At 46.9% G+C, this 25,805-nt stretch carries 21 protein-coding genes, 3 tRNA genes and 1 pseudogene; 11 read left to right on the forward strand and 14 right to left on the reverse strand.

Annotated features, from left to right (window positions below):
• Positions 1–117: 117 nt before the first annotated feature.
• From KE626_RS11215 to KE626_RS11230, 4 genes are all read left to right on the forward strand, one after another.
• The gene (locus KE626_RS11215; RefSeq protein ID WP_211972987.1) at positions 118–1,059 is read left to right on the forward strand and encodes a hypothetical protein; all 942 of its coding nucleotides are present in this window, start codon (positions 118–120) and stop codon (positions 1,057–1,059) included.
• 392 nt (positions 1,060–1,451) lie between these two features.
• Positions 1,452–1,526, forward strand: a tRNA-Val gene (locus KE626_RS11220).
• A gap of 41 nt (positions 1,527–1,567) precedes the next feature.
• Positions 1,568–1,642: transfer RNA gene (locus KE626_RS11225), tRNA-Val, on the forward strand.
• A gap of 32 nt (positions 1,643–1,674) precedes the next feature.
• A tRNA-Val gene (locus KE626_RS11230) sits at positions 1,675–1,749 on the forward strand.
• A gap of 140 nt (positions 1,750–1,889) precedes the next feature.
• Here the strand turns inward: KE626_RS11230 and KE626_RS11235 are convergent.
• Entirely contained in the window at positions 1,890–4,031 is a 2,142-nt protein-coding gene (locus KE626_RS11235; RefSeq protein WP_249207404.1) for a cation:proton antiporter, read from the reverse strand.
• Positions 4,032–4,142: 111 nt separating this feature from the next.
• On the opposite strand from KE626_RS11235, the gene KE626_RS11240 reads away from it, so the two are divergent.
• The 3 genes from KE626_RS11240 to KE626_RS11250 all read left to right on the forward strand — a co-directional run bounded on the left by KE626_RS11240 (position 4,143) and on the right by KE626_RS11250 (position 5,777).
• The gene (locus tag KE626_RS11240) at positions 4,143–4,451 is read left to right on the forward strand and encodes an ATP-dependent Clp protease adaptor ClpS (protein ID WP_211972989.1); all 309 of its coding nucleotides are present in this window, start codon (positions 4,143–4,145) and stop codon (positions 4,449–4,451) included.
• Positions 4,452–4,459: 8 nt separating this feature from the next.
• Positions 4,460–5,098 carry a leucyl/phenylalanyl-tRNA--protein transferase gene (gene aat, locus KE626_RS11245; protein WP_211972990.1) on the forward strand — a complete coding sequence of 213 codons (639 nt, stop codon included), beginning with the start codon at positions 4,460–4,462 and terminating at the stop codon, positions 5,096–5,098.
• Between the two features lie 64 nt (positions 5,099–5,162).
• On the forward strand, positions 5,163–5,777 hold the full coding sequence (locus tag KE626_RS11250; protein ID WP_211972991.1) for a DinB family protein: 615 nt from the start codon (positions 5,163–5,165) through the stop codon (positions 5,775–5,777).
• A gap of 116 nt (positions 5,778–5,893) precedes the next feature.
• Here the strand turns inward: KE626_RS11250 and mtaB are convergent, their stop codons facing one another.
• Positions 5,894–7,183 carry a tRNA (N(6)-L-threonylcarbamoyladenosine(37)-C(2))-methylthiotransferase MtaB gene (gene mtaB / locus KE626_RS11255; protein WP_249207405.1) on the reverse strand — a complete coding sequence of 430 codons (1,290 nt, stop codon included), beginning with the start codon at positions 7,181–7,183 and terminating at the stop codon, positions 5,894–5,896.
• A 69-nt stretch (positions 7,184–7,252) separates the two neighbouring features.
• On the opposite strand from mtaB, the gene KE626_RS11260 reads away from it, so the two are divergent.
• The 3 genes from KE626_RS11260 (at position 7,253) to priA (ending at position 11,034) form a co-directional block, all read left to right on the forward strand.
• Complete coding sequence (locus KE626_RS11260) at positions 7,253–7,696, forward strand: DUF4258 domain-containing protein (RefSeq protein WP_211972992.1); 444 nt, start codon at positions 7,253–7,255, stop codon at positions 7,694–7,696.
• 135 nt (positions 7,697–7,831) lie between these two features.
• Positions 7,832–8,596, forward strand: coding sequence for a lysophospholipid acyltransferase family protein (locus tag KE626_RS11265; protein ID WP_211972993.1), 765 nt, complete (start codon positions 7,832–7,834; stop codon positions 8,594–8,596).
• On the forward strand, positions 8,593–11,034 hold the full coding sequence (gene priA, locus KE626_RS11270) for a replication restart helicase PriA (RefSeq protein WP_211972994.1): 2,442 nt from the start codon (positions 8,593–8,595) through the stop codon (positions 11,032–11,034). Before KE626_RS11265 ends, priA begins: the two co-directional genes overlap by 4 nt.
• Before the next feature lie 3 nt (positions 11,035–11,037).
• Here the strand turns inward: priA and KE626_RS11275 are convergent, their stop codons facing one another.
• Together KE626_RS11275 and KE626_RS11280 are read right to left on the reverse strand one after the other, a co-directional pair.
• Positions 11,038–13,017 (reverse strand): DUF3857 domain-containing protein, encoded by a 1,980-nt coding sequence (locus tag KE626_RS11275; RefSeq protein WP_211972995.1) that lies wholly within the window; start codon positions 13,015–13,017, stop codon positions 11,038–11,040.
• 32 nt (positions 13,018–13,049) lie between these two features.
• Complete coding sequence (locus tag KE626_RS11280; RefSeq protein WP_211972996.1) at positions 13,050–13,712, reverse strand: oxidoreductase; 663 nt, start codon at positions 13,710–13,712, stop codon at positions 13,050–13,052.
• Between the two features lie 74 nt (positions 13,713–13,786).
• On the opposite strand from KE626_RS11280, the gene murB reads away from it, so the two are divergent.
• On the forward strand, positions 13,787–14,803 hold the full coding sequence (gene murB / locus KE626_RS11285) for a UDP-N-acetylmuramate dehydrogenase (RefSeq protein WP_211972997.1): 1,017 nt from the start codon (positions 13,787–13,789) through the stop codon (positions 14,801–14,803).
• Positions 14,804–15,009: 206 nt separating this feature from the next.
• Here the strand turns inward: murB and KE626_RS11290 are convergent, their stop codons facing one another.
• The 10 genes and pseudogenes from KE626_RS11290 to KE626_RS11335 form a co-directional block, all read right to left on the reverse strand.
• Positions 15,010–15,978 (reverse strand): YpdA family putative bacillithiol disulfide reductase, encoded by a 969-nt coding sequence (locus KE626_RS11290; RefSeq protein ID WP_211972998.1) that lies wholly within the window; start codon positions 15,976–15,978, stop codon positions 15,010–15,012.
• 15 nt (positions 15,979–15,993) lie between these two features.
• Positions 15,994–16,689 (reverse strand): type 1 glutamine amidotransferase, encoded by a 696-nt coding sequence (locus KE626_RS11295; protein WP_211972999.1) that lies wholly within the window; start codon positions 16,687–16,689, stop codon positions 15,994–15,996.
• A gap of 40 nt (positions 16,690–16,729) precedes the next feature.
• The gene (locus tag KE626_RS11300; RefSeq protein ID WP_211973000.1) at positions 16,730–17,611 is read right to left on the reverse strand and encodes a class I SAM-dependent methyltransferase; all 882 of its coding nucleotides are present in this window, start codon (positions 17,609–17,611) and stop codon (positions 16,730–16,732) included.
• Positions 17,612–17,741: 130 nt separating this feature from the next.
• Positions 17,742–18,698: a YeiH family protein gene (locus KE626_RS11305; RefSeq protein WP_211973001.1), complete on the reverse strand. Its 957-nt coding sequence runs from the start codon at positions 18,696–18,698 to the stop codon at positions 17,742–17,744.
• Positions 18,699–18,814: 116 nt separating this feature from the next.
• Complete coding sequence (locus KE626_RS11310) at positions 18,815–19,663, reverse strand: hypothetical protein (RefSeq protein ID WP_211973002.1); 849 nt, start codon at positions 19,661–19,663, stop codon at positions 18,815–18,817.
• A gap of 76 nt (positions 19,664–19,739) precedes the next feature.
• Positions 19,740–20,117 (reverse strand): hypothetical protein, encoded by a 378-nt coding sequence (locus tag KE626_RS11315; protein WP_211973003.1) that lies wholly within the window; start codon positions 20,115–20,117, stop codon positions 19,740–19,742.
• Positions 20,118–20,158: 41 nt separating this feature from the next.
• Positions 20,159–20,716: a hypothetical protein gene (locus KE626_RS11320; RefSeq protein WP_211973004.1), complete on the reverse strand. Its 558-nt coding sequence runs from the start codon at positions 20,714–20,716 to the stop codon at positions 20,159–20,161.
• A 64-nt stretch (positions 20,717–20,780) separates the two neighbouring features.
• Positions 20,781–21,212, reverse strand: a complete 432-nt coding sequence (locus KE626_RS11325) for a phosphohydrolase (RefSeq protein ID WP_211973005.1) — start codon at positions 21,210–21,212, stop codon at positions 20,781–20,783.
• Between the two features lie 122 nt (positions 21,213–21,334).
• Positions 21,335–23,266, reverse strand: a pseudogene (gene nagB, locus KE626_RS11330) (glucosamine-6-phosphate deaminase); the annotation flags it as partial.
• Positions 23,267–23,502: 236 nt separating this feature from the next.
• Positions 23,503–25,800 (reverse strand): beta-N-acetylhexosaminidase, encoded by a 2,298-nt coding sequence (locus KE626_RS11335; RefSeq protein WP_211973007.1) that lies wholly within the window; start codon positions 25,798–25,800, stop codon positions 23,503–23,505.
• Positions 25,801–25,805 lie beyond the last annotated feature (5 nt).

Below are 25,805 nucleotides of genomic sequence, written 5' to 3' on the forward strand. Positions count from 1 at the left end.
TATTTAGACAAATCTAAATAATAAATCCGAACTTTTCCCCATCCGGTATGTTTTTTGATTTTTAGCGCGCACATATAAAAATTATATCTAACTTTTCGCCCAGAACTAACTTTTCTAATGAAGCGTTTCCTTTTATTATTACTGGCAATTGGTGTTTTAGCAGCCTGCAAATCGAAGAAAAAATCAGGTAAAGGTGATGAGCCAATGACATTTGAAGACTTCCAGGCATTGTTTACGCCCGGGAATCTGCCTTATAAGCTTACGCCCGACACGTTGCAGCTGAAATTGGCGGACTCTCTTTCGCTCGATACTGCTGCAATAAAGTTTTTACCGGATACCCTTACAAAGGGGGATTTTACCAGGAATGAACCGGTAAAATATTTCCCCCTGCAACGTATCCCCGGCAGCGTGGTTGACTACATGACGGTGAAAGCCGCCGGCAGGGCGCAGTCTGTAGGTTATCTCTGTTTCCTGGATAAAAAAGGGAAATACATGAGCCGTATACGTGTAGCCAACACCGGTAGTGCGGACGGTACCCTGATGTCGTTGCAGATCGACAGTAAAAATGTAATTAAGATCAGTAGTGAGAAAAGACTTTCCGGCAGCCGGAGCGCGCTGAGAGAAGATTTTTATATGGTGAATGCCGATGGTACCGTAACCCTGATCATGACTAACTCTAACGGCCCAACGAATGCCGGACAGATCTTTAACCCGATCGATACTTTGCCGCGTAAGCATAAATTTTCCGGCGACTACACCTCAGGTGATATGAGTATTGTGTCAATCCGTGATGGGGAGGATGCTAAATCATTCCAGTTTTTTATCACCTTCAGCAAAGATAATGGCAGCTGTAAAGGAGAACTGAGTGGTAAAGGACATTACCTGGCGGGTAACCGGGGTGAGTACAAGGACAAAGAATCTTCCTGCGGTATTTCCTTCCAGTTTTCTGCCGGGCGGGTAAATATCCGTGAAATTGGCGGTTGCGGCGCTTACAGGGGCATCAAATGTTTTTTTGAAGGAGGCTTTGTGAAGAAGGCAGAGAAGAAGAAAAAGAAATAGTCAACGGAATGCGGGCAGGCTTTTCATCATATTCCGCCCGCAGATTCGCAATTAAATAAATGCACCCGGCATAAATAAAACAGGACTGACCATTATCGGGTCAGTCCTGTTTCATATCAGTCCATGATAACTGTTTAAAAAAATAAACATTCTTATGGTACATTATTGATGTAAAATATATGTAAGTGTAAAAAAGTGTGTGGTTATTTATCATATGAAATTGAAAATTTATTTCCTGTGTAATGTATTGTTGTAAAGGATTTGAGAGGTGTGTCAACTGTTTCTTTGTCTTCCTTTTTTTCTCTTTTTTCAAAAAATATTTGGTAGAATAAGAATAGTTTATACCTTTGCAATCCCATCGAACAAAAGGGACGATCGGTAAGAAACAAAAAGGGAGCTTAGCTCAGCTGGTTCAGAGCATCTGCCTTACAAGCAGAGGGTCACTGGTTCGAATCCAGTAGCTCCCACATCCGAATTTTTTTGACATACTTATCCAAAGATCTTTAGCGGGAGCTTAGCTCAGCTGGTTCAGAGCATCTGCCTTACAAGCAGAGGGTCACTGGTTCGAATCCAGTAGCTCCCACACTATACACCGCTTACACCATAAAGATCTTCGGGAGCTTAGCTCAGCTGGTTCAGAGCATCTGCCTTACAAGCAGAGGGTCACTGGTTCGAATCCAGTAGCTCCCACACTACACACAAAAAAATGGTCCTGCATTTCTGCAGGACCATTTTTTTGAGCGGAAAGCTAAAGGCATAAAGCAAAAAGCTATTGTAGCGAATGGACATCACATAACAATAGCTTTTTGCTTTATGCCTTTAGCTTTCCGCTATTTTTTAAACAGCTTTCTCACGGCTTTACCCAGTTTATTCAGGTTGGCGATTTGTTCCTGTATAGGCGCCAGCGTCAGATCTTCCGGTTGCAGACCGGCCTCTAATGATTCAAACTCCCGTTGCTCGGGATATAGGAGAATAACGTTGTTATCTTTAAAATGCCGTTCCAGTTTGGCAGGGATGCCATCCATATAGGCATGGTAGGAGAGTGTGCTTTTACGGGCAGTCACCACTACTACCAGGTCGTCGCGGGTAATTTCCCTGGAAAGGATCAGGAAATCTTCTATGGTATCAAATTGCCGGAAGCTCAGGTCCACGCTCATTTTTGATTTTTCGGAGTAGGCCTCGGTGATCACCTGCGTTTTGGCACTGCAGAAAACCAGGAGCCTGGCGCCGGCTTGTTTGGCCAGCATAAACATTTTTTGCAGGTAATGCAGGAATCCCAGCTCGTATTCGGCGTTGGGAGGCATTACCAGTACCATTTTTTTGGTGGTATTTAAGGGAGAATGGAAGTTGCACACATATACGGTTTCCCATACCCGCTGCAGTACGTTATCGAGGGTGGTACCAAAGATGTTGCCCAGCCAGCGGTCGGTGGTGCTGGTTCTGTCGGTCCAGCCCAGTACTACATCGCTGATCAGCAGTTCTTTGGTGGCACGTGTAATGCCATCAGACACATTAAGGTCTATGCGGGTGACCACCTGCACGGGGCTTTCGGTGGCGGCTGCATGAATGACCGCCTTTTCCAGCATCTTATTGGTGAGCTGTATCTTCTCTTTGGCTTCTTCATTATCCTGTACTACCGCCAACGGGTAAATGGGTGTGGAGGCACTGGTATCCTTGATCATCACAGCAAAATCCAGCAGGGCTTCAATGCGGTCGGGATTGGATACGGGCACCAATATACGCTCTGGCTGTTCCGGCGCATCGGGCTTGCTTTCCGCCTCCTGTATAGCCAGCCGGCGGCCGGCGTTTTCTGTTACAAAAGACCCGGCCAGGCAGGTGATAAGAATGAGTATAACGGTGCCGTTCAACACGTGTTCATCTACAATACCCATGTTATAACCGATCAGGATAACGGCGATAGTAGCGGCCGCGTGGGCGCTGCTTAGTCCAAATATCACGTTGCGTTGTGTAGCACTGTATTTGAAAGTGAGCTGGGTAAAGAATGCTGCCAGCCATTTGCTGCTCAGCGCCATAATGGTAAGGGCGCCGGCAATAATGAGGGCATCCGGCCCTTTGAGGAGTACCCTTAGATCTACCAGCATACCCACGCTGATCAGGAAAAAAGGAATGAACAGGGCGTTGCCAACAAATTCGATCCGGTTCATCAGCGGGGAGGTGTGTGGAATCAGCTGGTTTAGCGCCAAACCCGCCAGAAAGGCCCCGATAATGCCTTCCACGCCGGCCAGTTCAGCCAGGAAAGCGGAGGCAAATACCAGTGCCAGTACAAATATGAAATGCGATGTTTTATCATCCTTTATTTTCTTGAAAAACCATCTTCCCAGCATAGGCATCAGCCATAGGATAATAGCGGCAAAAATGGTCAGCGAAATACCCAGCCGCACCCAGAAATAGGTGTTCAGATTACCGGCCTGCGCGCCTGTAATGACGGCCAGTATCAGCAACACGGCTGTATCGGTGATAATTGTTCCTCCCACCGCTACGGTAACCGCCTCATTTTTGGTGATACCCAGCCTGCTGGCCAGGGGATAAGCTACCAGCGTATGGGTGGCAAACATGCTGGAAACCAGCAGTGTAGCCATAAAGTTGAAATGCAGTACATAGGTACATACCACAAATCCCATGATCAGCGGGATGAAAAAAGTAAAAGCACCGAAAACCATACTCCGGTAACGGTTTTTACGGAATTCTGTCATATCAAGTTCAAGGCCGGCCAGGAACATAATGTATAATAATCCCGCCTTGGCAAACAGGTCGATACTTCCCTTTTCGATAATTTTGAAACCATGATCGCCGATCAGCATGCCGGCTATAATGAGGCCTATAATACTGGGGATCCTCAGCTTACGCAGGAGAATCGGGGCCAGCAGTATTATAAACAGCACCAGCGAAAAGATCGGTACGGGATCTTTTAACGGCAAATTCGTATCCATCAGTAAAACCAATCCTTTCATTATAACCATTTTTTTGTTCCGGGAAGTATTTCCAAAAATCAGTAACTCCGCCCTAAATATGGATAAATTAACGAATAATCCATGTAATTTTGTGTAAAGCTTTTGATAAAGATGAGCGATCATACAAGTACAAAAGGACTGCCGGAAGAGGAGATAGATGTGCTGGTGGCGGAAGATGAACAGTTTCCGTTTAGCCTGGTGGTCTGGAATGATGAAGTTAACACGTTTGACTGGGTGATCTCTTCCCTGATGGAAGTATGTGGCCATACCCATGAGCAGGCAGAACAATGCGCCCTTATTATCCATTTTAATGGAAAATATGCTGTAAAACAGGGAGAATACATCAAATTGCGTCCTTTGTGTGAAGCGCTGCAGGAAAGGGGACTAAGTGTTACGATTGAAGAAATGGCAGGTAGCTGATTGCTGATATGTCCGTTTTTCGTCTCAATAAACAGCTAAAGTTTCCTCCCGTACAGCTTTCTGAGCCGGACGGACTACTGGCTGTGGGTGGCGACTTATCTGTTGAACGCTTGCTCCTAGCATACCGCTCCGGTATATTCCCCTGGTACGATGAACCGCCTATCCTCTGGTGGAGCCCCGATCCCCGCTTTGTATTATTCCCCGACGAACTGAAAGTATCTGCCAGTATGAGGCAGGTATTACGCAAACAACAATTCCATATCACCTTCAATGAAGATTTTGCCGGCGTAATTGCCCGCTGCAGTACTGCTCCAAGAGAAGGACAAACAGGCACCTGGATTACCCCGGAAATGCAGGAAGCCTATATCCGTTTGCATGAGGCGGGATATGCTATGTCAGTAGAATGTTGGCAAAACGGACTGCTCGTTGGGGGGCTTTATGGCGTTAAAACAGGCCCCTTCTTTTTTGGGGAGTCTATGTTTGCGGCTGTGAGCAACGCCTCCAAGGCGGCTTTTATCACCTTTGTGCAAACCTATGCGCAGGAACTGAAGATGATCGACTGCCAGGTGCATACCAATCACCTGGCTTCTCTGGGCGCCGGTTTTATTACCCGTGAAGAATTTCTGGAGATCATCGGTTTTTCGTAACTTAACGGACTCCTTAATAAAAATGCATAACGCTATTTTCTCTGGCACTAAAATTTTACCCAAAATGAAAAAGTTATGGTTGTTGCTCACAGTAGCAACGTTTTCCAGTTTTATAGCTCCTTATCCCACCGGGATAAAAAGTGTAAAGGAAGATAAAACATTGCTGATCACACAGCTGCAGCAAACGAGAGACAATCTCCTGAAAGATATACAGGGCCTCACGGATGCACAGCTGGAATACAAGCCTGCTCCGGATCGCTGGTCAGTGATCGAATGCCTGGAGCATATTACACTGATAGAAAAAGCTATCTGGGAAGGAGAGCAGCACCTGATGCAGGCGCCTGCCAATCCTGAAAAAAGAAAAGAAATAAAAGCCACGGATGAACAGATCATCAAAAACGTGGAAGACCGCAGCCACAAAGTAAAAGCACCTGATTTCGGGATACCTAAACACAGTTATTCCTCCAATGCCGAAGCCATTAAAAATTTTACGGAACAACGCAATAAGCTCATCGAGTATGTTACCAACACCAACGATGATTTGCGCAACCATGTAATGGATCACCCGGTATTAGGCCCTATCGATGCATACCAGTTGCTGTTACTGGACGCCGCACACACTAACCGGCATACACAACAACTGGATGAAGTAAAGGCAGATCCGGGCTTCCCGAAGTAAGCATAAGCTAAAGGCATAAAGCTAAAAGTTATTGAGGCGAATGATTAAAGCGAAAACAATAGTCGCTCTGATCATTCGCCTCAATAACTTTTAGCTTTATGCCTTTAGCTTTCCGCTTACCTCAGCTCCCAGTCAATCAGCTGATTATGCCATTCCTGGCGGAAAGGAGTAGTTACTTTAATGTAGTTGTCGGTATAGCCTTCCATCATCCCATCTTTGCCAAGTGATTCAAACAACACCTTCCTGGTTTCGCCCAGGTGCTGTTCATTAAAGAACTGTTGCTTTTTATGACTCAGGTTACGCAGCATTTTGTTGCGTTCGTTACGGATGTGTACAGGTACTACCGGTTTTATTTCCAGTGCATGCGTGTTGGCACGTTCTGAATAGGTAAATACGTGCAGGTAAGAAACGTCGAGTGCATGAAGGAAATCATATGTTTCCTGGAAGTGGGCATCACTTTCAGAAGGAAAGCCTACAATCACATCTACACCGATAGCGCAGTGTGGCATGAATTGTTTGATGAGCGCCACTTTTTCTGCGTATAATTCCCGGCGGTAACGGCGGCGCATGAGACCGAGTATATCGTTGCTGCCACTCTGTAACGGAATATGGAAATGAGGCATGAAGCTGCGGCTGTTGGCCACAAATTCGATGATCTCATTGGTCAGCAGGTTAGGTTCTATAGAGGAAATGCGGTAGCGGGAAATGCCTTCTACCTTATCTAATTCCTGTGCCAGTTCAAAAAATGATTCCTCTCTTTTCTTGCCGCCTTCAAAACCTTTTCCGAAATCACCCAGGTTTACACCGGTGAGCACAATTTCCTTTACACCGGTAGCTGCCAGCGTGTGTGCATGTGATACCACGTTGGCAACACTGTCGCTGCGGCTTTTGCCCCTGGCCATGGGAATGGTACAAAAAGCACAGGTATAATCACAGCCGTCCTGCACTTTCAGGAAAGTACGGGTACGGTCGTTTAATGAATAAGAAGCATGAAAGCTATTCACATCCTCAATATCGCAGGAGCAGATTTTGGCGCTGTCGCCCTTGGTGAGGGTTTTGAGGTGTTCGGTAATATGGAATTTTTCTGCGGCGCCCAGTACCAGGTCCACACCTTCTATGGAGGCGATTTCCTGGGGTTTCAACTGGGCATAGCAACCGGTAATTACTACCATGCTGCCGGGGGCCCTGCGTTGTATGCGGCGTACCAGCATACGGCATTCCTTGTCGGCATTGTCTGTTACAGAACAGGTGTTGATAACATATACATCTGCTGTATTCTCAAAATCCGTTTTTACAAATCCATCCTGTTCCAGTAACCTGCTCAACGTGGAGGTTTCTGAAAAATTCAGCTTACAGCCGAGTGTATGAAATGCTACTGTTTTTACCTGTTCCATAAAGGGAAGCAAAGGTAGGAACTTTTTATGTCATAGTTAGGTAAGGAATTTTAACTAATTTGCGCGGCGTTCTATTGTTTTATGAAGTCGATCCAAAAATATCTCCCGGTTATACTTTTATCCTTATTACTGCTCGCCGGCTGGCAGCAAAAATGGTGGAAGAACAGCCCTGCGCCTCCCGCTCCGGGCAGCCGCCCCGTGGTAGCCCATGGAACCAGCCAGCCTGCAACGGTGGGTACTGAAGTCATTAACCGCCATGCCCGCCTGGAATATACCAAGCATGCCATTTGTCGGATGGGGTGCCGTCAGGTGACAAAAACGGAAGTAGAAGAGATCCTCGAAAAAGGGGCGATCAATGCCGAAAAATCCAATCCTGCCGACCAGCCCTGCCCAACCTATGCCCTGGAAGGATATTCCAGCGAAGGACAACATCTGCGGATCGTATTTGCGCCCTGCGATAGCCAGAATGCCAGGGTCATAACCTGCATTGACCTTGACAAAGACTGGAGCTGCAATTGCGACTAGCAGAAGGCTGAAAGCACAAAGCAAAAAGCCATTGAAGCGGGTGATCTGAGCGATCAATGGCTTTTTGCTTTGTGCTTTCAGCCTTCTGCTTTTCGTGATTTTATCGTAGTTTTCCACCCGAATTAACTGGCGTTTATGAATTTTCTTTTGAAACCGTTGCGTGTTATTTATGTGATATACGCCGCTGCCACCTTCCTGGGAATAATGTTTTTAATATTGCCCCCCATTTTCCTGGCTTCGTTGCTTGGAAAGGAAAAGGGTGGCAACATTATCTTTTATTTCCTTCGCTTCTGGGCGCACACCTGGTTTCCGCTGGTGGGAATGTGGGTAACCCGCAAATATGAATGCGAGCGTGATAATGATCCCTGTATTTATGTGGTTAATCACCGCTCTTACCTCGATGCAGCCATCGCCGTAAAAGTAATGCGCCTTCCCTTTCGCCCGCTGGGTAAAGTGGAAATGTCAAAGATTCCTTTCTTCGGATTTATCTATAGAAATTCTGTTGTACCGGTAGACCGCTCCAATGCTGCCGCCCGGGCCAGAAGTGTACGCGAAATGATGACCGCCCTGAAAGCAGGTATCTCCATCCTCGTATTTCCGGAAGGAACAACCAACGAAAGTGAACAGCCGCTGCGTCCCTTCCACAACGGGGCTTTCCGGATGGCCATTGAATTACAGATACCCATTAAACCGGTGCTCTACCTCGACGCCGGTCAGCGCTTACCCCATAAAGCGATGCAGATCAGCCCGGGAAAATGCCGCGTGGTATTTCTGCCTCCCATTCCTGTAAAAGGAATGACAATGGACGATATCAACACCCTCAAACAAAAGGTGTTTGATGTAATGGACACCGAACTGCGCAAGTATCGTAAATACCCAACCCTGCAGCCAATCGGATGAAATACGCAGATGTAATATTGCCGTTGGCGTTACCCAGAAACTATACATACGCTGTTCCTGAAAATATGGAAGCCTCGCTGAAGGTAGGAAGCCGTGTAGCAGTACAACTGGGTAAGCAGAAGAAGTATGCCGGGATTGTAAAAACCATACATGAACAGGCGCCTCCCTACAAAACCAAGCCCCTGCTGGATATGCTGGATGCTGATCCGGTCGTATATCCCACACAGTTAGCGTTCTGGGGCTGGATAGCCGCTTACTATATGTGTACCGAAGGAGAAGTGCTGAATGCTGCGTTACCTGCACATCTTAAGCTTTCCAGCGAAACACTCCTGTTGTTCAATGATGCTTATGGTGATGATTTCACCGCCCTTGATGATGATGAATACCTCATTGCAGAAGCATTACATATCCGCAAGGAACTCCGCATTGATGAAGTACAGATGATCCTCGATAAATCAGAAGTATACTCTGTGATCAAAAAACTGATAGAGAAAAAAGTACTGCTGGTATATGAAGAGTTAAAAGAAGCATATAAGGAGAAGAAAGAAAATTATGTGCAACTGCATGCTGAGTACCAGGAAGAAGCACAGCTGGCAGCACTGTTCAATGAAATGGGGCGGGCGCCCAAGCAAATGGAATTGCTGTTGGCTTACCTGCACCTGTTGAAAACACAGGGCAGCGTATTGCAGAGCGAGCTGCTGAAGAAATCCGGCGCCACCACTGCGCAATTGAAAGGACTGGTCGACAAAAATATTCTTTGGGTAGAGAAACGTACAGTAGATAGGATTCCTACCGGTAAGGTGGATGCCCAGATCGATTTTAACCTGAGTCCTGCCCAGGAAAATGCGCTCGCAGAAGTACGTTCTCATTTTAATGATAAACAGGTAACCTTGCTGCATGGCGTTACTTCCAGCGGTAAAACACAGGTGTATGTAAAGATGATGGAAGAGTGCCTGGCTTCCGGAAAACAGGTGTTATACCTGCTGCCCGAAATAGGCCTCACTGCACAGATCATACGCCGGTTACAGAAACATTTCGGTACCAGCATTGGTATCTATCACTCCCGTTTTAATAACAATGAACGGGTGGAAATATGGAACAAGGTAAAGAACGGTGAAATACAGATCATACTGGGCGCACGTTCCAGCCTCCTGTTGCCATTTAAAAACCTTGGGCTCATTATCCTGGATGAAGAGCATGATTCTTCCTATAAACAACAGGATCCCGCACCACGTTACCATGCAAGGGATGCCGCTATCTATTATGCAGGTTTGTTTAAAGCCAAAGTGCTGCTGGGTTCTGCTACTCCGTCGCTGGAGTCGTATTACAATGCGCAACAGGGCAAGTACGGACTGGTTGAATTAAAGGAGCGCTTTGGCGGTATTGAAATGCCTGCCATTGAAATAGTGGATATCAAAAAGGAAATGGCTGAAAAAACGATGGATGGTAACTTTACGGAAGCGTTGAAGAATGCCATCGGACAAAGCCTGGCAGAAGGTAAACAGGTAATCCTGTTCCAGAACCGCCGCGGCTATGCACCTTTCCTCTTATGTACTACCTGCGGTACTATACCGCATTGCAAACAATGTGATGTATCGCTGACCTATCATCGCAACCAGGATAAACTCACCTGTCATTATTGCGGTACCCGGTATCCCTACATACATACCTGTGTAGCCTGCGGCTCGCAAACACTGGAGCCTAAAAGCTTTGGTACAGAAAAAATTGAAGACGACCTGCAGCAGGTATTCCCGGAAGCGCGCATCGCGCGTATGGACATGGATTCCATCCGGAATAAGGACAGTCACAATAAGCTGATCCAGCTCCTGGAAGAACGCGGTATTGATATACTGGTAGGTACCCAGATGGTGGTGAAAGGACTAGACTTTGAAAATGTAAACCTGGTAGGTATCCTGAGTGCCGACAATTTACTGGGCTTCCCGGATTTCCGTGTCAACGAAAGGGCCTTTCAGCTGATGGAACAGGTAAGTGGCCGCGCAGGGCGTAAACATGGCATGGGTAAGGTATTAATACAGGCCAGCAATACCCGTCACCCGATACTGCATCATGTAATGGCGCATGATTATAAGGCCATGTTTGAAGCAGAAATTGCGGAGCGGCAGGTATTTGGTTATCCACCGTTTTTCCGTTTGCTAAAGCTGACGATCCGGCATAAAAACCAACAGGTAGCAGAGCAGGCCGCGCAGATCCTGGCCAGCTGGTTGCAACCGCATATAGGCACACAACTGGTAGGCCCTGCTGCACCATTGGTGGCAAGGGTACGTAACAATTACCTGCAGGAAATGCTTATCAAGCTGCCCCGGGAGATGAGAATGATTGCGCATATCAAACAGGTGTTACAGGAGTTTATTATACAGTTGAAAATGGAGAAAAAATTCCGTTCTGTCATGATCATTCCGGATGTGGACGGCGTGTAGCCATTACTGTTCCTTTTCCAGCACCAGGTTCTGCTGTTGCAGGAGGTGGATCCTGTTCAGCATTTGCCCGAATATCTTTTTATTTTCCCCGGAGAAATCTGTTCGCCTGTACCATTCCAGTACAAAAATATGCAGCACGTTACCGTCCTGCTCACACCGCATTTTAAAACCCAATGAGGGTTGCGCTCCTTTATCACTGATATCTGCCGAAAAATTACCTTTATTAGCTACTTTATAACCCGCCGGCAGCGGGATATTCACCCTTTTTTCCTGGTAATAGGGAAATGAGATCTGTATCGGAAGGGAATCTGCCGGCAGCGGAATATTGGCTGGTGTTGTGCCCGCCAGCAGTTGACCAAGGCGTATGCTGATCTGTGTATTTTTATTTTCTATGAGAGATGGAGTACTCAGCGTACTGTTCATCAGCATAGGTTTATCCAGCGTGCGGGTATTAAAAACTTCATTTTCTGTGGTCACTGCGGTGGGTTTCCTCACACCTGGTTCAAAAGGTAAGATGGCATTGTAAATTTTGTACCTGCCTTCTGTGGTGGTGCCTGTTACGGCAAAAGCAGCTTTTATATTGGCGGCAGGATAACCACCAAAGGATTGTTTTACTTCCCATACCGGCTCTGTTACAGATTTCAGGGAGGCCTCCGTGGTAATGTTACTTAAAGCATAAGGCGTCATGGGAGTGTTGATAAAATCGACCAGCACCTTACTTTCCTGGCCTACCAGCGTATCCCGGCAGCGCAAGGCAGGTATGCCGGCCCAGAGTGCCGGATAACAGGGAAAACGTGTATTCATATCCGTAGGAGACAATGCCTGTTGAACCGAAGGAAAATACAATAAAACATTTTTGGCCAGCTGCTTATTTACCAGCTGGCTGTCCAGCTGCAAAGTATCGCGGGAAGAGGTAAACAGCACCTGGGTAGGGATGTTCAGCATATAATACACTGCATTCATCAGCCGGACCATACCGGCGTTTTCTGCACGCCTGCTTCGCAGTATGGAAATAATATCCATTGTTTCCCTGGTTTCAGATGGCGCGGTTAACTCAAAATTTGTTTTTATATACTGCTCCACCTGGTATATCATTTGTGGCACGGGCATCCGCAGTTTTACAAATGGCCACTTCTGTAATTCCTTTTCCAGCTGTTTATATTCCGGCTTCGATATGGCCACAAAGGGGATATAGTTTTCTTCTGCCGGCTGCTGCCAGGTGATGCGGGTGATATCCTTACCGATACTGGCCTGGTACAGCGCAAAATCAACCCGTTTTAACTGGGGAAGATAATAATACAGTTCATCGTTTTCGAGCGCGGGTACATGGTCGAGATGGAGCTGGTAATAATGATAGTCGCCTGCAATACTGTCGCTCAGCACGGGCATCGCCGGACTGGTTTTAATCCTGAAACTCAGTTCCTTAGGCGCGATCAGCGTAAAGCTTACGTGATCGCAGGCAATGGAGGATTGAAGATAATCGCTGCCGGCGAAATCATATAATACTTTGGTGCTCAGTTCATATTCGAGTTCTGCACCTGCCTGTAATACCAGGTTGTTCGCGACAATGGCTTTTCGTCCGCCGTTCAGCACTACCATTCTTACCTGGTTATTGAGATCCGTGACTTCACCGTTGGGATGTAACATCCTTAATCGAAGTCCGCGCAGGTCTTCATTCATCTCCATGGTCATCACCAGCTGGGTAAGACTATCAGCGCCGGCCTGCGTATTTATTTTTATGTTTTTGTAGATGGTTTTATAATGTGCCCAGTTAAAGCTATTGGCTTTATCCTGGCGGCTGATATTAAAATCCCGCACGATCCGGTAATCCAGCACCGTATAGGGGTGATCGGTAGTTGTAACGGGATGCAGCGCCGGCTTTTCTTTCCATATCTCAGGGAAGTAGCTGTTTGCCTGTGCCTGTATAGATAACGGTAGTATTGCGATAACCGCAACAGTCAGAAGAAGGACCCAATTTTTCATACAGGTTAAAGGTAAGATTGAATTTCTGGATTTCATGAAGCTCCCATGCTTTGAATAGCATCGGATTCAAAAATGCTGACACCGGTATCCGCGTGCTTTGTGGCTGCTATCATGGCATTGGCAACGGTTGCTGCTTTAATGGCCCTGTATTTTTTCCATCTCCCCTGTAACAAAAAATAAAAAAGCTGGATAAGATATTTACCAAGCCACTCGCCCAGGCGGAATTCATTCCGGGGTCCTATCAATACCGAAGGTCTGAAAATATACACGCCGCTGAAACCACTAGATTGCACCGCTTCTTCCGTTTCTCCCTTGGTGCGCAAATAGAAGTTGCGCGAATGAGGATCGGCGCCAATGGACGACATCAGGGCAAATTGGGCAACGCCTTGTTCATGGGCTATTTCCGCGCATTTAACCGGGATACCATAATCTACCTCCCTGAAATTTTCCTGGCTGCCGGCCTTCCTGATGGTGGTGCCGATACAGCAAAACAGCACATCACCCTGTAGTGCGGCCGCCAGGCTTTCGCGGTCATCGAAATCCACAATAATGCTTTCCAGCCCGGGCCTGGCATGTGCCCACGGTTTACGCACCAGCACTTTCACTTTACTGAAGTATGGGTCCTTCAGCAGTGCCGCCACAAGATGTGTTCCCGTTAGTCCGGTAGCTCCTATCACAATCGCCGTTTTATTCATGAAAATGGATTATGGGATGTAGAAATTTCTAAATGATTTGCGGTTATCTTTGCTGACCATAAATTTAGGTTATTATGCAGGTATCAGAAAATGTTCTGCTCAAATCATATAATACTTTTGGTATTGAAGCTACTGCGCGTTATTTCGCGGCTTTTTCCTCGGTAAATGAACTGCAGGAGCTCATTGCTGCCAGGCAGGAAAGCGAACTGCCCCAATTGATACTGGGAGGGGGTAGTAATATCCTGTTTACGCAGGACTTCAACGGATGGCTGTTAAAAAATGAGATCAAAGGGATTACTATTGTTAAGGAAGATAACGATTATGTATATGTGAAAGCAGGAGCAGGAGAGAACTGGCATGGGTTTGTACAGCATTGCATAGGCCTGAACCTGGCCGGCCTGGAGAACCTGTCGCTGATACCCGGTAATGTAGGCGCCAGCCCTATGCAGAACATCGGTGCTTATGGGGTGGAAATAAAGGATGTGTTTTATGAACTGGAGGCTCTTCACCTGGAAGATAAAACCATGGTAACATTCAGTAATACTGATTGTCACTTTGGTTACCGGGAAAGCGTGTTTAAAAAGGAATACCGGCAGCAGTTCGCCATCTTAGCCGTTACTTACCGGTTAAGTAAACAGCCGCATTTTAATACCAGTTATGGCGCCATCAATGAAGAACTGCAACGGATGAACGTAACAACACTTTCCATACAGGCTATCAGCCAGGCGGTAATAAATATCCGTTCTTCCAAACTGCCCGACCCTGCACAAATTGGTAATGCGGGCAGCTTCTTTAAAAATCCTACTATCGATAAAGCACAATATACTGCCCTGCATGAGGCCTTTCCTCAACTGGTGGCTTACCCTGTGGCCAACGATCACTATAAGCTGGCAGCCGGCTGGCTCATAGAGCAATGCGGCTGGAAAGGCTACCGCAAGGGCGATGCCGGTGTACACGCCAAACAAGCGCTGGTACTGGTGAACTACGGCCACGCAAAGGGAAGCGAAATTTATGACCTGTCCGGCGAGGTACTGGCCAGTGTAAAAGAGAAATTTGGCGTAGAGCTGGAGCGGGAGGTGAATATCGTTTAAGTGCGCGTTTTTTTCTTGCCCAGGATTAAACTGATTATGATGATTTACAGGATTTTTTCTTTTTGATTTTAAAAGATTTTGGGAGATATAAGCGAAAAAAATAACTCGCTTATATCTCCCAAAATCTTTTAAATCAAATTATAATCACAAGAAGAAAATCCTGTAAATCATCATAATCAGTTTAATCCTGGGTAAGACAAAATTCGCTAGGCATTACCTTTTACGTGTGTCATAATTTTCTCCGCATGATCCCTGGAGTTTTCAATAAACCACACATGCGTGTTCATGCCTCCGCAAACTACGCCCGCCAGGTATATGTGCGGCATATTTGTTTCCATAGTTAATGGATTATAGGAGGGCATTTTGATGCCGTCGTTGGATAGTTCGATACCTGCTTTTTGCAACAGCTCAAAATTGGGCTGATAGCCGGTCATGGCAATGACAAAATCGTTGGGGATGGTAATATTGCCGTCTGGTGTGGAAATATCTACTTCCCGCTCCCGGACGGCCAGCAGGGAGGAATGGAAATATGCTTTGATAGAACCTTCTTTAATGCGATTTTCGATATCTGGTTTTACCCAATATTTTACGCGTGAACCTATTTCTGATTGCCTGATGACCATGGTTACCCTGGCGCCTTTGCGATAGGTTTCCAGTGCGGCATCTACGGCGGAGTTATGCGCGCCGATGACCACCACATCCTGGGTGGCGTAGAAGTGCGGATCTTTATAATAGTGGGTAACCTTTGGCAGGTTTTCTCCGGGGATCTGCATCAGGTTGGGAATATCGTAAAAGCCCGTGGCAATTACTACGTTGCGGGCATGATAGGCGCCTTTGCTGGTAGTAATCGTATATTCGCCGGCGTTAGGTGTTACCTGCTGCACTTCTTCAAACAGTTTTATGTTAATCCCATTGGAAGTAGCCACCCTGCGATAGTATTCCAATGCTTCAGGCCTGGTAGGTTTGGGATTTATGGATACGAATGGCACATTCCCGATTTCCAGTCTTTCAGAAGTAGAAAAAAAGGTCATGTACAACGGGTAGTTGTAGAGAGAATTTACCAGGCAACCCTTTTCTATGATAATATAGGTAAGTCCTGCTTTCCTGGCTTCCAGCGCGCAGGCGAGACCAATGGGGCCCCCGCCTATAATCAATACATCAAATGCAGCATTCATACAAACAGATTTTATTTACAGCGCTGCCAGGTAGTCCAGCAGGCGATACATGATGTCGTTATTTTGTTTCAGCAGGGAATTGTATTGCTGTATTTTTTCCCTGCTTTGAATGAAGGGGCCGCCGGCATCAATGGAAGTAGCGCAGGCGTTGAGTATATCCGTTAAACTTTCCGGTGTAAACTCCATATGAAACTGGAGCCCTATTACACGGTCGCCGTAGATGAATGCCTGGTGGCTGCATGCTGCGGAGGCGGCAAAGCGGGTGGCGCCGGCTGGCACATCGAAGGTATCGCCATGAAAGTGAAACGTGCTGAAATGCTGCGGGAATACCTTTTGCATGGGTGCTGCCTGCTCCTGGAAGCTGAGGTCCAGCGGAAACCAGCCAATTTCTGTTTGCGTATGTGGGTATACGTTAGCATCCAGTGCGGCGGCAATTAATTGTGCACCGAGACATATGCCCAGTACTTTTTTATTTTGAGCAATCGCCTCGCGGATAAGGGTTATTTCAGCGGTCATCCAGGCATACTGATCCTGTTCGTACACCGCCATTGGACCTCCCATAATAATCAGCCATCCGGCAGCATCGAGTGCGGCAGCGTCTATACTTTCATACCAGCGGGTATGCGTTACTTTATGGTTTCCTTTGCTGGCCCAGTCTTCAATGCAGCTTAATCCTTCAAAAGGGACATGTTGAAAGTAGTGAATATGCATATGTGCAACGGTAAAAAATGATTCACCGAAGATACGCCTGCTATTTCACTTCTGCTCTTGCTATTCTGAAATATTCATAGCCTTTCATCTGCCTGCTTTTTTCACCGAAGTACTGTGCGCGGTAATCGGCGGCGCCGCCATCATAGCGTACTTTCATATTGTGTGTTTCGAGGTAGGCGTGTAATTCGGCAGGACACATACCAAAGTCCCAGTTTTCACCTGCACGGCGCAGGAGGCGGTCGATGCGTTCAAAACCATAAAATGCTTTAGGGTTTTCCAGCGCTGCTTTTTCAACATAGGTAAATATGATCTGCGTACCGGGATTAAATTTTCTTACATGGTGAAAGATGGTTTCACCCTGTTCAGCTTCCATATTGGAGGTGAGGCCTTCCCAAAGAAACAGTGTTTTGTAATGCTGACGATAAAATAGCCGGGGAATTACATCTGAAATTTGCTGGGTGTTCATATCCAGTTGTACGTAGTCAACCGGGATGGTGGGCTGGTTTTCCAGGGTGGCCAGCAATTTGCGTTTGCGGTGTTGTAATACCGGGTGATCCATTTCCACATAATGCAGTGGTAAGCCGGTATTGAGGCGATGGGCCCTTGTATCATAGGTGGCGTTGAGAATAATAACCTGGTTGATGCCGTCGTACCGGACTGCGTCGATGATCATATCATCGATAAGTTTTGTTCTGGCCACGGCTGCCGTGAAAGTACCGGGCCAGCGGAATTGTATGCAGCTGGTGACGATATTTCTTATAAAGCGGTAACTACAGCAAACCAATAGAAACTGGTAGAACCCGGACAGAAATACTGCCGCAAACGGATCATGAAGCAGGCGTTCTTTTTCCGGTTTGGTACTTTCGATGGCACGGAATGCAGCCATATAGGTGCCCGATTTGTTGGCGGGTGAACGGCTCATGAATTACGTGTAGTCATACAGGTGATTGGATAAATTTACCCTTGGCTGTTTTGGTCGTGTCTCACGGGAACATGTAATCAAATATATGTAAAAATGAGAATTGGATTATCACGGGATTTTCCCCGGTAGGCTATACCAGTGCGCAGATAGCTACCAGTGTGCCGGTGCTGATCAGCACCCAAAGCAGCACTCCCTGCAGCAGGGGTTTACGGCCAATACCCTGCAACGCTTCCCTGCTGAGGTTGGTACCTATCAGGAAGAGGGTGAGGGATAAACCGGTTTTAGCGCTTTTTACCAGGAGGGGACCGGCTTGTTGGAATAAGGGTACCCAGGTATTGAGTAGCATGGCGGCCACAAAAATGGCGATGAACCAGGGTATTTTGATTTTACCGGCATCTGTTTTAAACAACAGGGTGGTAATAAATGCAACAGGGATGATCCAGAGTGCGCGTGATAATTTCACGGTGGTGGCTATTTGCAGGGCTTCTTCCCCGTATTTGTTGGCAGCGCCAATTACTGAGCTGGTGTCATGAATAGCGATGGCGCTCCATAATCCGAATTGTTGTTGTGACAGGTGCAGCAGGTGGCCTGCTGCGGGGAATATGAAAAGGGCCAGGGCATTGAGCAGGAAGATGATGCCAAGGGCAACGGAAATTTGTTTTTCGCCGGCCTTCATCACCGGGGCGATGGCGGCAATGGCGCTGCCGCCGCAAATGGCGGTACCACAGGAAATGAGGTGGGCAGTTTTTTTATCAACGCCGAGCAGTTTGCCCAATACGGCGCCGGTGAGCAGGGTGGCGGTAATAGCGGCAATGGTAAATACAAAGCCTTCCCGGCCGGCTTTGAGGGCGCTGTGTACGTTCATGCCAAACCCCATTCCTATGATGGAAAGTTGCAGTAGCCAGTGGGTAATGCGCGGGGTAACTGTTTGAAAAGGGTTACCGGAAGTTTGGGCCAGGGCAAAGCCCAGTAGCAGCGCCACCGGCGGTTGCACTACCGGCAGCAGCGTGATGGCTGCCGCCGTGAGGAATATTATTTTAGAAGCGTTGTCGGGTAACCATACCGGCCTTGTTTTCTCTTGCTGCATACACGGAACGTTTGTAATGAAACACAAAGGTCCGTTACTGCAGGGCCGAAGTCAAATGTTGATAAGTGATGGTTGATAACCAAAGGTTATGGCTATCAGGAATGAGTGAGGGCCTGTTAATCAACAGAAACAATAAACTTGTTAAACTTCACGGCAAAATCTTCTTTCAGTGTTTTATCGATACCATTGAGATAACTGATGGTAAAGCCGCGTTGCAGGCGGCGGGTACTGCTGCCATCGAGTTGTAATGGGCGGGAGTGGAGTACGCCTATCAGTTGTTTGCCCTGGAAAACGAGCGCCAGCCGGTAGAGGGGGCTGGGATCGTCGATACCGCTTTCATAGTTGAAGTACAGGATATAAGGTTTCAGGGTGGTTTCCTCTTCCAGTTTAAAGTTGCGTATAAACGGCTGCATATCGTCGGTGCTGCGGCCGGCATGTTGTTTCAGGAAGCTACTGAGGGCTGTTTCTATGATAGTGCCATTACGGATATTTTTCTTCTCCGTATAGCCGTTAATGGTAGCCCACATTTTTTCCCCGTTGGTGGAAACGGGCAGTTTAATATCGCGCTGGAGTGTGCCTGCCGCCACGCCATTCACTTTTATTTTGCGGCCTTTATGAAAAAGCGGTTTGCTGAATTCTTCCTTTGTGATATCAAAATCCACGCTGACGGGGTACCAGTCCTTTTTTACAGGGGCGCAACGCAGGGGGATATAATCGAGGAGGGAAGCTAGGGGTTCGCTGCCGGGGTTCATAAAAATGGTAGCGCCGCCGCTGATTCTTTCACTGATAATAGGAGCAATGGCGCCTGCTATTTTAGGCGTATTGGTTGTTTTTTTGTTGGTTTTACTGTTGCTGTCGGCTGCAATGCCCTCTTCGTTATCGTATTTGCCAGGTTTGTTTTTCAGATTGCACGATACGAGTAATGCTGCCAATGCCAGGCAGGACAAGTGTTTGTTGAGATGCATATGGTAAAATTACTGTTTTATGGGGATGGAAGAGACTCCGGCTTCCACCCACGCTGCATCTGCGCAAAGATTGGGCCTAGAATTCGGCGTATATAACGCTGTCGGCTATTTGAAGGCGATGGATCTGTTTCATACTGGAAAATGGATCCAGTGGCGACCAGTCGCTGGCTGTATATAGTTGTACGGTTTTACCGCGCAATTGTTTTTCGAGTGTGGTCAGCGTAATGCCTGCACCGTTTTTACGGGAGATGTAATAAATTTTCGGATCATCTTTCAGATGGATCATGATGCCGGGAGGGCCATTTTTTATTTGCTGAACAATACCCCGGTTGGGTATACAATCTTTTTTGTTGGCCTTTCGGGTGGATGGAATACCGGAAACGAGCAATACCAGTATTAAAGTGACTACCAGCAATAGCGCGGCAATGCCTTTTTTGTTGGCTTGTTTTTTCATAATCCGTTGGTGTAAGTCAGGTTAGGTCAGGTACAGTAAGATCAGTTGGATTTTTCCTCCCATTCGTCATTATCTTCCCAGTCTTCTTCCCCGTCGTCCCAGTCATCCTCTTCTTCTTCAACGAGCAGGCTTTGTTCGGAGCCTGGTTCTATATTGTTTTCCCGCCAGTAGGCCACTATTTCATCGGCTTTCTGTTGTACGGGTGTAAAGTCGCTGATGTTGCTGCCTTCAAAGGTGATTTCCACATCCGGCATGCCTTTGATGGTATTAAAGCAGTCCTGCAGGAGGGAAATGTTTACCGGCGCATTCCGGAGTGCGCTGTAAGACAGCCTGATAGCATCAAATGGTCCGCTGTTATGAAATACTTCTTCTCCATTGAGCATTGGAAAAAGCCAAACCAGCACATCATCGCCAGTGTCTTCACTGTTGAGGATACCAAAAAAATCGTCGAGTTGTTCAAACCCTAACGGCGCCAGTTGTGCAAAAAGTTTGTTCCGCGGCGGAAATTTAGGATGCTCTTCTCCCGTAATTAAGAATAATTCACCGAATCTTGGCTTCTCTTTAGCAAACCTAAAGTCAATGAGGATATCGTTTTCCATTGATGGCTATTCTGTTTTTCAGCTGTAATTTAATAGTTTAATCGGAAGGAGTTGAAAAAAAGTTCTACTGGATAATGGCTGCTGCTATTCTACGGTAGGCGTACAGGTACTTGTTAAGGCGGGCAATATCTTTTTCCTGAACGTTGGTCATGCGCCTGATGTCCATATTATCGGTCAGATCGTTAAGTTTTACAATACAGGCCAGGCGGTTCTGAAGGGTGCGTTCCACGAAGTGCTGATAGTCTTCGTCTTGATCCAGTTTTGTAACACAATACAGGGCGGCCAGCAGGTGGGATGGCAAACCTTCTTTTTCCAATGCTTCAAAGGTCCAGTCAGTATCTTCTACCACATCATGCAGCACGCCTACAATTTTCTCTTCTTCGGTGCGGCCCATCTGCATTACCCGGAAAACATGTCCTATATAGGGCTGTCCGTATTTGTCGACCTGGTCTTTATGGGCTGCGGTCGCAATTTCTATGGCTCTGCTCAGATTCATGACTATGATTAATGTGATTTTTGTGATTATCCTGATGACCGAAGATATCAAAATTTATAAGATGGTATCTCATCTGACATCTCTGGCAATCAGGATAATCATAAAAATCATTAGTATCATAGTTACATGAAGTGATAACGTACAAACGCTTCCATCGCCGCATATTTCTGTAAACCTAAGCGGTCGTACAGGTCGGCGGTGTTGGCGTTACGGTCTTCCGCACGTTGCCAGAATTCACGAAGATCGGTACCCTGGAAAGGCACTACGTCTTTCTGACTTTGGTGGATGAAGATACCGAGGCGTTTCTGCATGATCTGGTCAGGACTCATTGGCACTGCCATTTCAATTTCGTGAATGTCCCACTCCTGCCATGCGCCTTTATACAGCCATACCCAGCAATCTTTTGCCCAGTCTTCTGTTTTCACGATTTCCAGTGCAGCGAAGATCACATCCAGGCACACCTTATGTGTACCATGCGGATCGGCGAGGTCACCGGCGCAGAATATCTGCTGAGGTTTCAGTTTGCGGAGCAGTTCTACGGTCAATGCCACATCTTCCGGACCCATTGGTTTCTTTTCCACCAGACCGGTTTCATAGAAAGGCAGGTTCATGAAATGCGCGTTTTCTTCCGCAATACCTACATAACGGCAGGTAGCTTTGGCTTCGCAACGGCGGATCAGGCCTTTAATGGCACGGATCTCCGGTGTATCTTTCTGGCTTGGCTTCTTGGTACTGATGAATGCTTTGGCTTCATCGAGGATCATAGAGCTTTTGCTTTTATCGATGTCGAACATTCCTTCGAATCCTACTGCGAAGTCGATAAAGCGCAGGAGGAATTCGTCTGTTACGGCGATGTTGCCGGAAGTTTGGTAGGCTACATGTACATCATGCCCCTGTTCGTGCAGGCGGATGAAGGTACCTCCCATGGAGATGATGTCGTCGTCAGGATGCGGGGAGAAGATGAGTACTCGCTTTTTAGCAGGCTCTGAACGTTCCGGATGATGCGGCATCTGGGGACCAGGCTTGCCACCAGGCCAGCCGGTAATGGTATCGCGGATGCTGTTGAATTCTTCGATATTGAGCTCATAGGCGGAACCATACTGTACGATCAGGTCGTTCAAACCGTTTTCGTTGTAGTCCTTGTCGGTGAGCATCAGAATGGGCTTATTCAGTTTCAGCGCCAGGCTGGTTACTGCTTTGCGGATCAGACCCGGTGTCCATTCGCAATCGCCGGTAAGCCATGGTTCGTTGAAACGGGTGAGATCAGCGGCTGCCTGTTCATCAATGATGAATTTGCAGCTTGGGTGCTGTTGCAGCAGGGAGGCAGGCACCTGGTCGGTACTCTGGCCTTCTACAGAGCGGCGTACAATTTTGGCTTTGTGGGAACCCCATGCCATCAGCAAAATACGTTTCGCCTTGAAAATGGTGCTGAGCCCCATGGTGATCGCCAAACGAGGCACCTGGCTCATGTTAGGAAACTCGTAGGCGTTAGCCAAACGGGTGCTGTTATCCAGTGTAACGAGACGGGTGTGGGAGTTTATATTGGCGCCAGGTTCGTTGAAACCAATATGGCCGTTGTTACCGATACCCAGTACCTGGATATCAATACCACCTAAGGTTTCGATGCGTTTATCGTAATCTTCGCAATATTTTTTGATCTGATCTTTAGGAATCGTGCCATCCGGAATGAAGTATTGTCCTTCCGGTATATCGATGTGATTGAACAGGTGCTCTTTCATAAAGCGGTTATAGCTCTGCAAGGCATCTGATTCTATAGGATAGTATTCGTCCAGGTTAAATGTAATTACATTTTTGAAGCTCAACCCTTCTTCCTTGTGCAAACGTACCAGTTCTGCATAGAGATACTTAGGAGTGGATCCGGTTGCCAGGCCTAAGATACATTTTTGACCGGCAGCCTCTTTTTCGCGTATTAACGCGGCAATTTCCTGCGCCACTGCTTTGGAACCCTCTTTGGCAGAAGGATGAATTTCCACAGCAATTTGTTCAAAGCTGTCGATCAGTTCGATTTCCTGATGATTAATCGTCATTTGTAAACGTTTTTGATTAGATGCGGTTTAAAAACGAGCCGGAAAATTAAAGAATTTACTGCTAATGCGCATTATTATTTAGCAATATTTAAATTATATTTCTTTAGCTTGTATTGAACCATTTAATATTTGATCTCGTTAATATGTTTAGCACACAGCGGTTGAAGGCCGTATCACATATTTTGGTGTAGGAGTCATAAATGAAAACCGTTCGCGCAATTGCACGGACGGTTTTACTGTTTTTATTCGATTATGAACTCATCAGCAAACAACCATGCGGGGTTGCCTGCTCCTGCTGCACCGGCAGGGATCTTACCAAAGTTCTGCATCTGCACTTTTACAAAGCGGCCACGTACCTGTTGCAGCTTGCCGCGCACTTTATTGATACCTTCTTGCGCAAAGGCGGTTTGTTTATAAACTTCCTTATAGGTTTTGCCGTCTTCAGATACAGAAAACACCACTTGTTTGGGTGGGTAGATCCAGTCGCCCTTAACGTTGATAGTATTGATGCCCACCTGGTGGATATCCTGGATACTGTCGAGTTCCACGATTGCTTCCATGTTACCGCCTTTAAAACCAAACCACTCGTTATCGTTATAGGCGGCATTGCCTTCTATACCGTTTACCAGTGTCAGTGTACTGGCAGGGCTATGGCTTTTATCAGCTGCCGTTGCCAGGGTCACTTTCTTGCCAATTCCCTTGTGATAGAGAAACGTTTGGCTAAACTCGTTGCCAAAAGGTTTTCCATCCAGGAATACCTGTGCGCGGATGGTGCCTGACTGGCTTACCTGTACCGGTTGGGTATAAGGAGTCGCCTGAGGGGTAGGTGCGGTACTATCTGTGGTAAAAAATATTTTACCGCCATCCAGTTTACTGTCCAGTACTACCTGTTCCCCGCCTTTGCCGTTATCAGTTACTTTACCGGTTACTTCAAACACATGTTTAGCATAATTTACTTTTTTCAGTTCCAGGCGCTTTACATGTACTTTCAGCCTGTCGATAAAGTTGTCGTAATTACGCTTATCTTTTGGCGACCACAATACTTCCGATAATGCAGATGCACGCGGATATACCATATATTCCATGTAGTCGTTGTTATTGATATATTCTGACCAGAGGTTTGCCTGTGCGCCTTTGATGTATTTTGCTTCATCGCTGTTCAGCTCTGTTGGCACGGGCTCGTAGGAATATACTTTGTTTACCGGCAGAAATCCGCCGATTGCCAGTGGTTCGTTAGGTCCTTTGGACTGGTAGTGATCAAAGTAGCAGAATTCGCCCGGTGTCATGATCACATCATGCTTTTGCTGCGCTGCGGTAATACCGCCTTCTATACCTCTCCAGCTCATTACTGTAGCGTTGGGAGCCAAACCGCCTTCCAGGATTTCATCCCAGCCAATGATCTGTTTGCCTTTGCTGTTCAGGTATTTTTCCATGCGCTGGATGAAATAGCTTTGCAATGCATGTTCATCTTTCAGGCCTTCCTGTTTCATGCGGGCCTGGCATTTGGGGCATTTTTCCCAGCGTACTTTCGGGCATTCATCGCCGCCAATGTGGATATATTTGCTGGGAAACAGCGGGATTACTTCATCCAGCACATTCTGCAGGAAAAGGAATACGCTGTCGTTACCTGCGCAGAATACGTCGTCGTATACACCCCAGTGGGTACCTACTTCGTATGGCCCACCGGTGCAGCCAAGGTTAGGGAAAGCGGCGAGTGCTGCGAGCGCATGCCCTGGCATTTCAATTTCAGGAATCACCGTTACGAAGTGGTCGGCTGCATACTGCACTACTTCTTTTACCTGTTGCTGTGTATAATAGCCACCGTAAGGTTTTCCATCATATTTATTATCGGCATACCGCCCAGCCATGGTTTCTTTTCTTTTGGAAGACACTTCCTGGAGGCGGGGATATTTTTTTATTTCAATACGCCAGCCCTGATCATCTGTAAGATGCCAGTGAAAGGTATTCATTTTGTGCATTGCCAGCAGGTCGATATACTTCTTTACAAAATCAACGGAAAAGAAGTGACGGCTTACATCGAGGTGCAGTCCGCGGTAAGCAAAGCGGGGCGCATCGGTGATGCTTACGCCGGGTATAAACATGGCGCGTGCTTTTTCCACCGGCAGCAATTGTATCAGCGACTGAACGCCATAAAAGGTGCCACTGCTGCTGTTACCATTAATGGTTACACCATTGTGGTCAACAGTTAACGTATAGCCTTCTGCGTTAGTGGTGTCGTTGCCGGTATGAAGGATGATGGCGTTTTTATCGCCTTTGTCTGCTATTGACAGTTCGTAGCCGGTTAGTTCTTTGAGCCAGGCATTGAATAATGCGGCTGTTTTCTTATCACTTTCGTTGGTGGCAACGATGACTGTTTGCTTATCCAGCAAAAAAGAATCTGCTTTTTCGCTGATGCTTGCCGGCATGGGAATGATGCTCACCTTGCCTTTGGGTGCGGATGTTTGCTGAGTGCCGGAGCAACTCCACAATCCTGCCGCTACTGCCAGTAAGCACAGGGGAACTACGTTTTTCATTGTCATATAAC

The sequence above is a fragment of the Chitinophaga hostae genome, from assembly GCF_018224885.1.
GTDB lineage: Bacteria > Bacteroidota > Bacteroidia > Chitinophagales > Chitinophagaceae > Chitinophaga > Chitinophaga hostae.

Excerpts from the sequence above, each read along its gene's own strand:
- KE626_RS11250 (WP_211972991.1), top strand. The coding sequence starts at position 5,163 with ATGAAAAAGTTATGGTTGTTGCTCACAGTAGCAACGTTTTCCAGTTTT.
- KE626_RS11280 (WP_211972996.1), bottom strand. The coding sequence starts at position 13,712 with ATGAATAAAACGGCGATTGTGATAGGAGCTACCGGACTAACGGGAACA.
- KE626_RS11215 (WP_211972987.1), top strand. The coding sequence starts at position 118 with ATGAAGCGTTTCCTTTTATTATTACTGGCAATTGGTGTTTTAGCAGCC.
- KE626_RS11305 (WP_211973001.1), bottom strand. The coding sequence starts at position 18,698 with ATGCAGCAAGAGAAAACAAGGCCGGTATGGTTACCCGACAACGCTTCT.
- KE626_RS11260 (WP_211972992.1), top strand. The coding sequence starts at position 7,253 with ATGAAGTCGATCCAAAAATATCTCCCGGTTATACTTTTATCCTTATTA.
- KE626_RS11325 (WP_211973005.1), bottom strand. The coding sequence starts at position 21,212 with ATGAATCTGAGCAGAGCCATAGAAATTGCGACCGCAGCCCATAAAGAC.
- KE626_RS11235 (WP_249207404.1), bottom strand. The coding sequence starts at position 4,031 with ATGAAAGGATTGGTTTTACTGATGGATACGAATTTGCCGTTAAAAGAT.
- priA (WP_211972994.1), top strand. The coding sequence starts at position 8,593 with ATGAAATACGCAGATGTAATATTGCCGTTGGCGTTACCCAGAAACTAT.
- KE626_RS11275 (WP_211972995.1), bottom strand. The coding sequence starts at position 13,017 with ATGAAAAATTGGGTCCTTCTTCTGACTGTTGCGGTTATCGCAATACTA.
- murB (WP_211972997.1), top strand. The coding sequence starts at position 13,787 with ATGCAGGTATCAGAAAATGTTCTGCTCAAATCATATAATACTTTTGGT.
- KE626_RS11300 (WP_211973000.1), bottom strand. The coding sequence starts at position 17,611 with ATGAGCCGTTCACCCGCCAACAAATCGGGCACCTATATGGCTGCATTC.
- KE626_RS11290 (WP_211972998.1), bottom strand. The coding sequence starts at position 15,978 with ATGAATGCTGCATTTGATGTATTGATTATAGGCGGGGGCCCCATTGGT.
- KE626_RS11310 (WP_211973002.1), bottom strand. The coding sequence starts at position 19,663 with ATGCATCTCAACAAACACTTGTCCTGCCTGGCATTGGCAGCATTACTC.
- KE626_RS11295 (WP_211972999.1), bottom strand. The coding sequence starts at position 16,689 with ATGCATATTCACTACTTTCAACATGTCCCTTTTGAAGGATTAAGCTGC.
- KE626_RS11335 (WP_211973007.1), bottom strand. The coding sequence starts at position 25,800 with ATGACAATGAAAAACGTAGTTCCCCTGTGCTTACTGGCAGTAGCGGCA.
- KE626_RS11315 (WP_211973003.1), bottom strand. The coding sequence starts at position 20,117 with ATGAAAAAACAAGCCAACAAAAAAGGCATTGCCGCGCTATTGCTGGTA.
- KE626_RS11320 (WP_211973004.1), bottom strand. The coding sequence starts at position 20,716 with ATGGAAAACGATATCCTCATTGACTTTAGGTTTGCTAAAGAGAAGCCA.
- aat (WP_211972990.1), top strand. The coding sequence starts at position 4,460 with ATGTCCGTTTTTCGTCTCAATAAACAGCTAAAGTTTCCTCCCGTACAG.
- KE626_RS11265 (WP_211972993.1), top strand. The coding sequence starts at position 7,832 with ATGAATTTTCTTTTGAAACCGTTGCGTGTTATTTATGTGATATACGCC.
- KE626_RS11240 (WP_211972989.1), top strand. The coding sequence starts at position 4,143 with ATGAGCGATCATACAAGTACAAAAGGACTGCCGGAAGAGGAGATAGAT.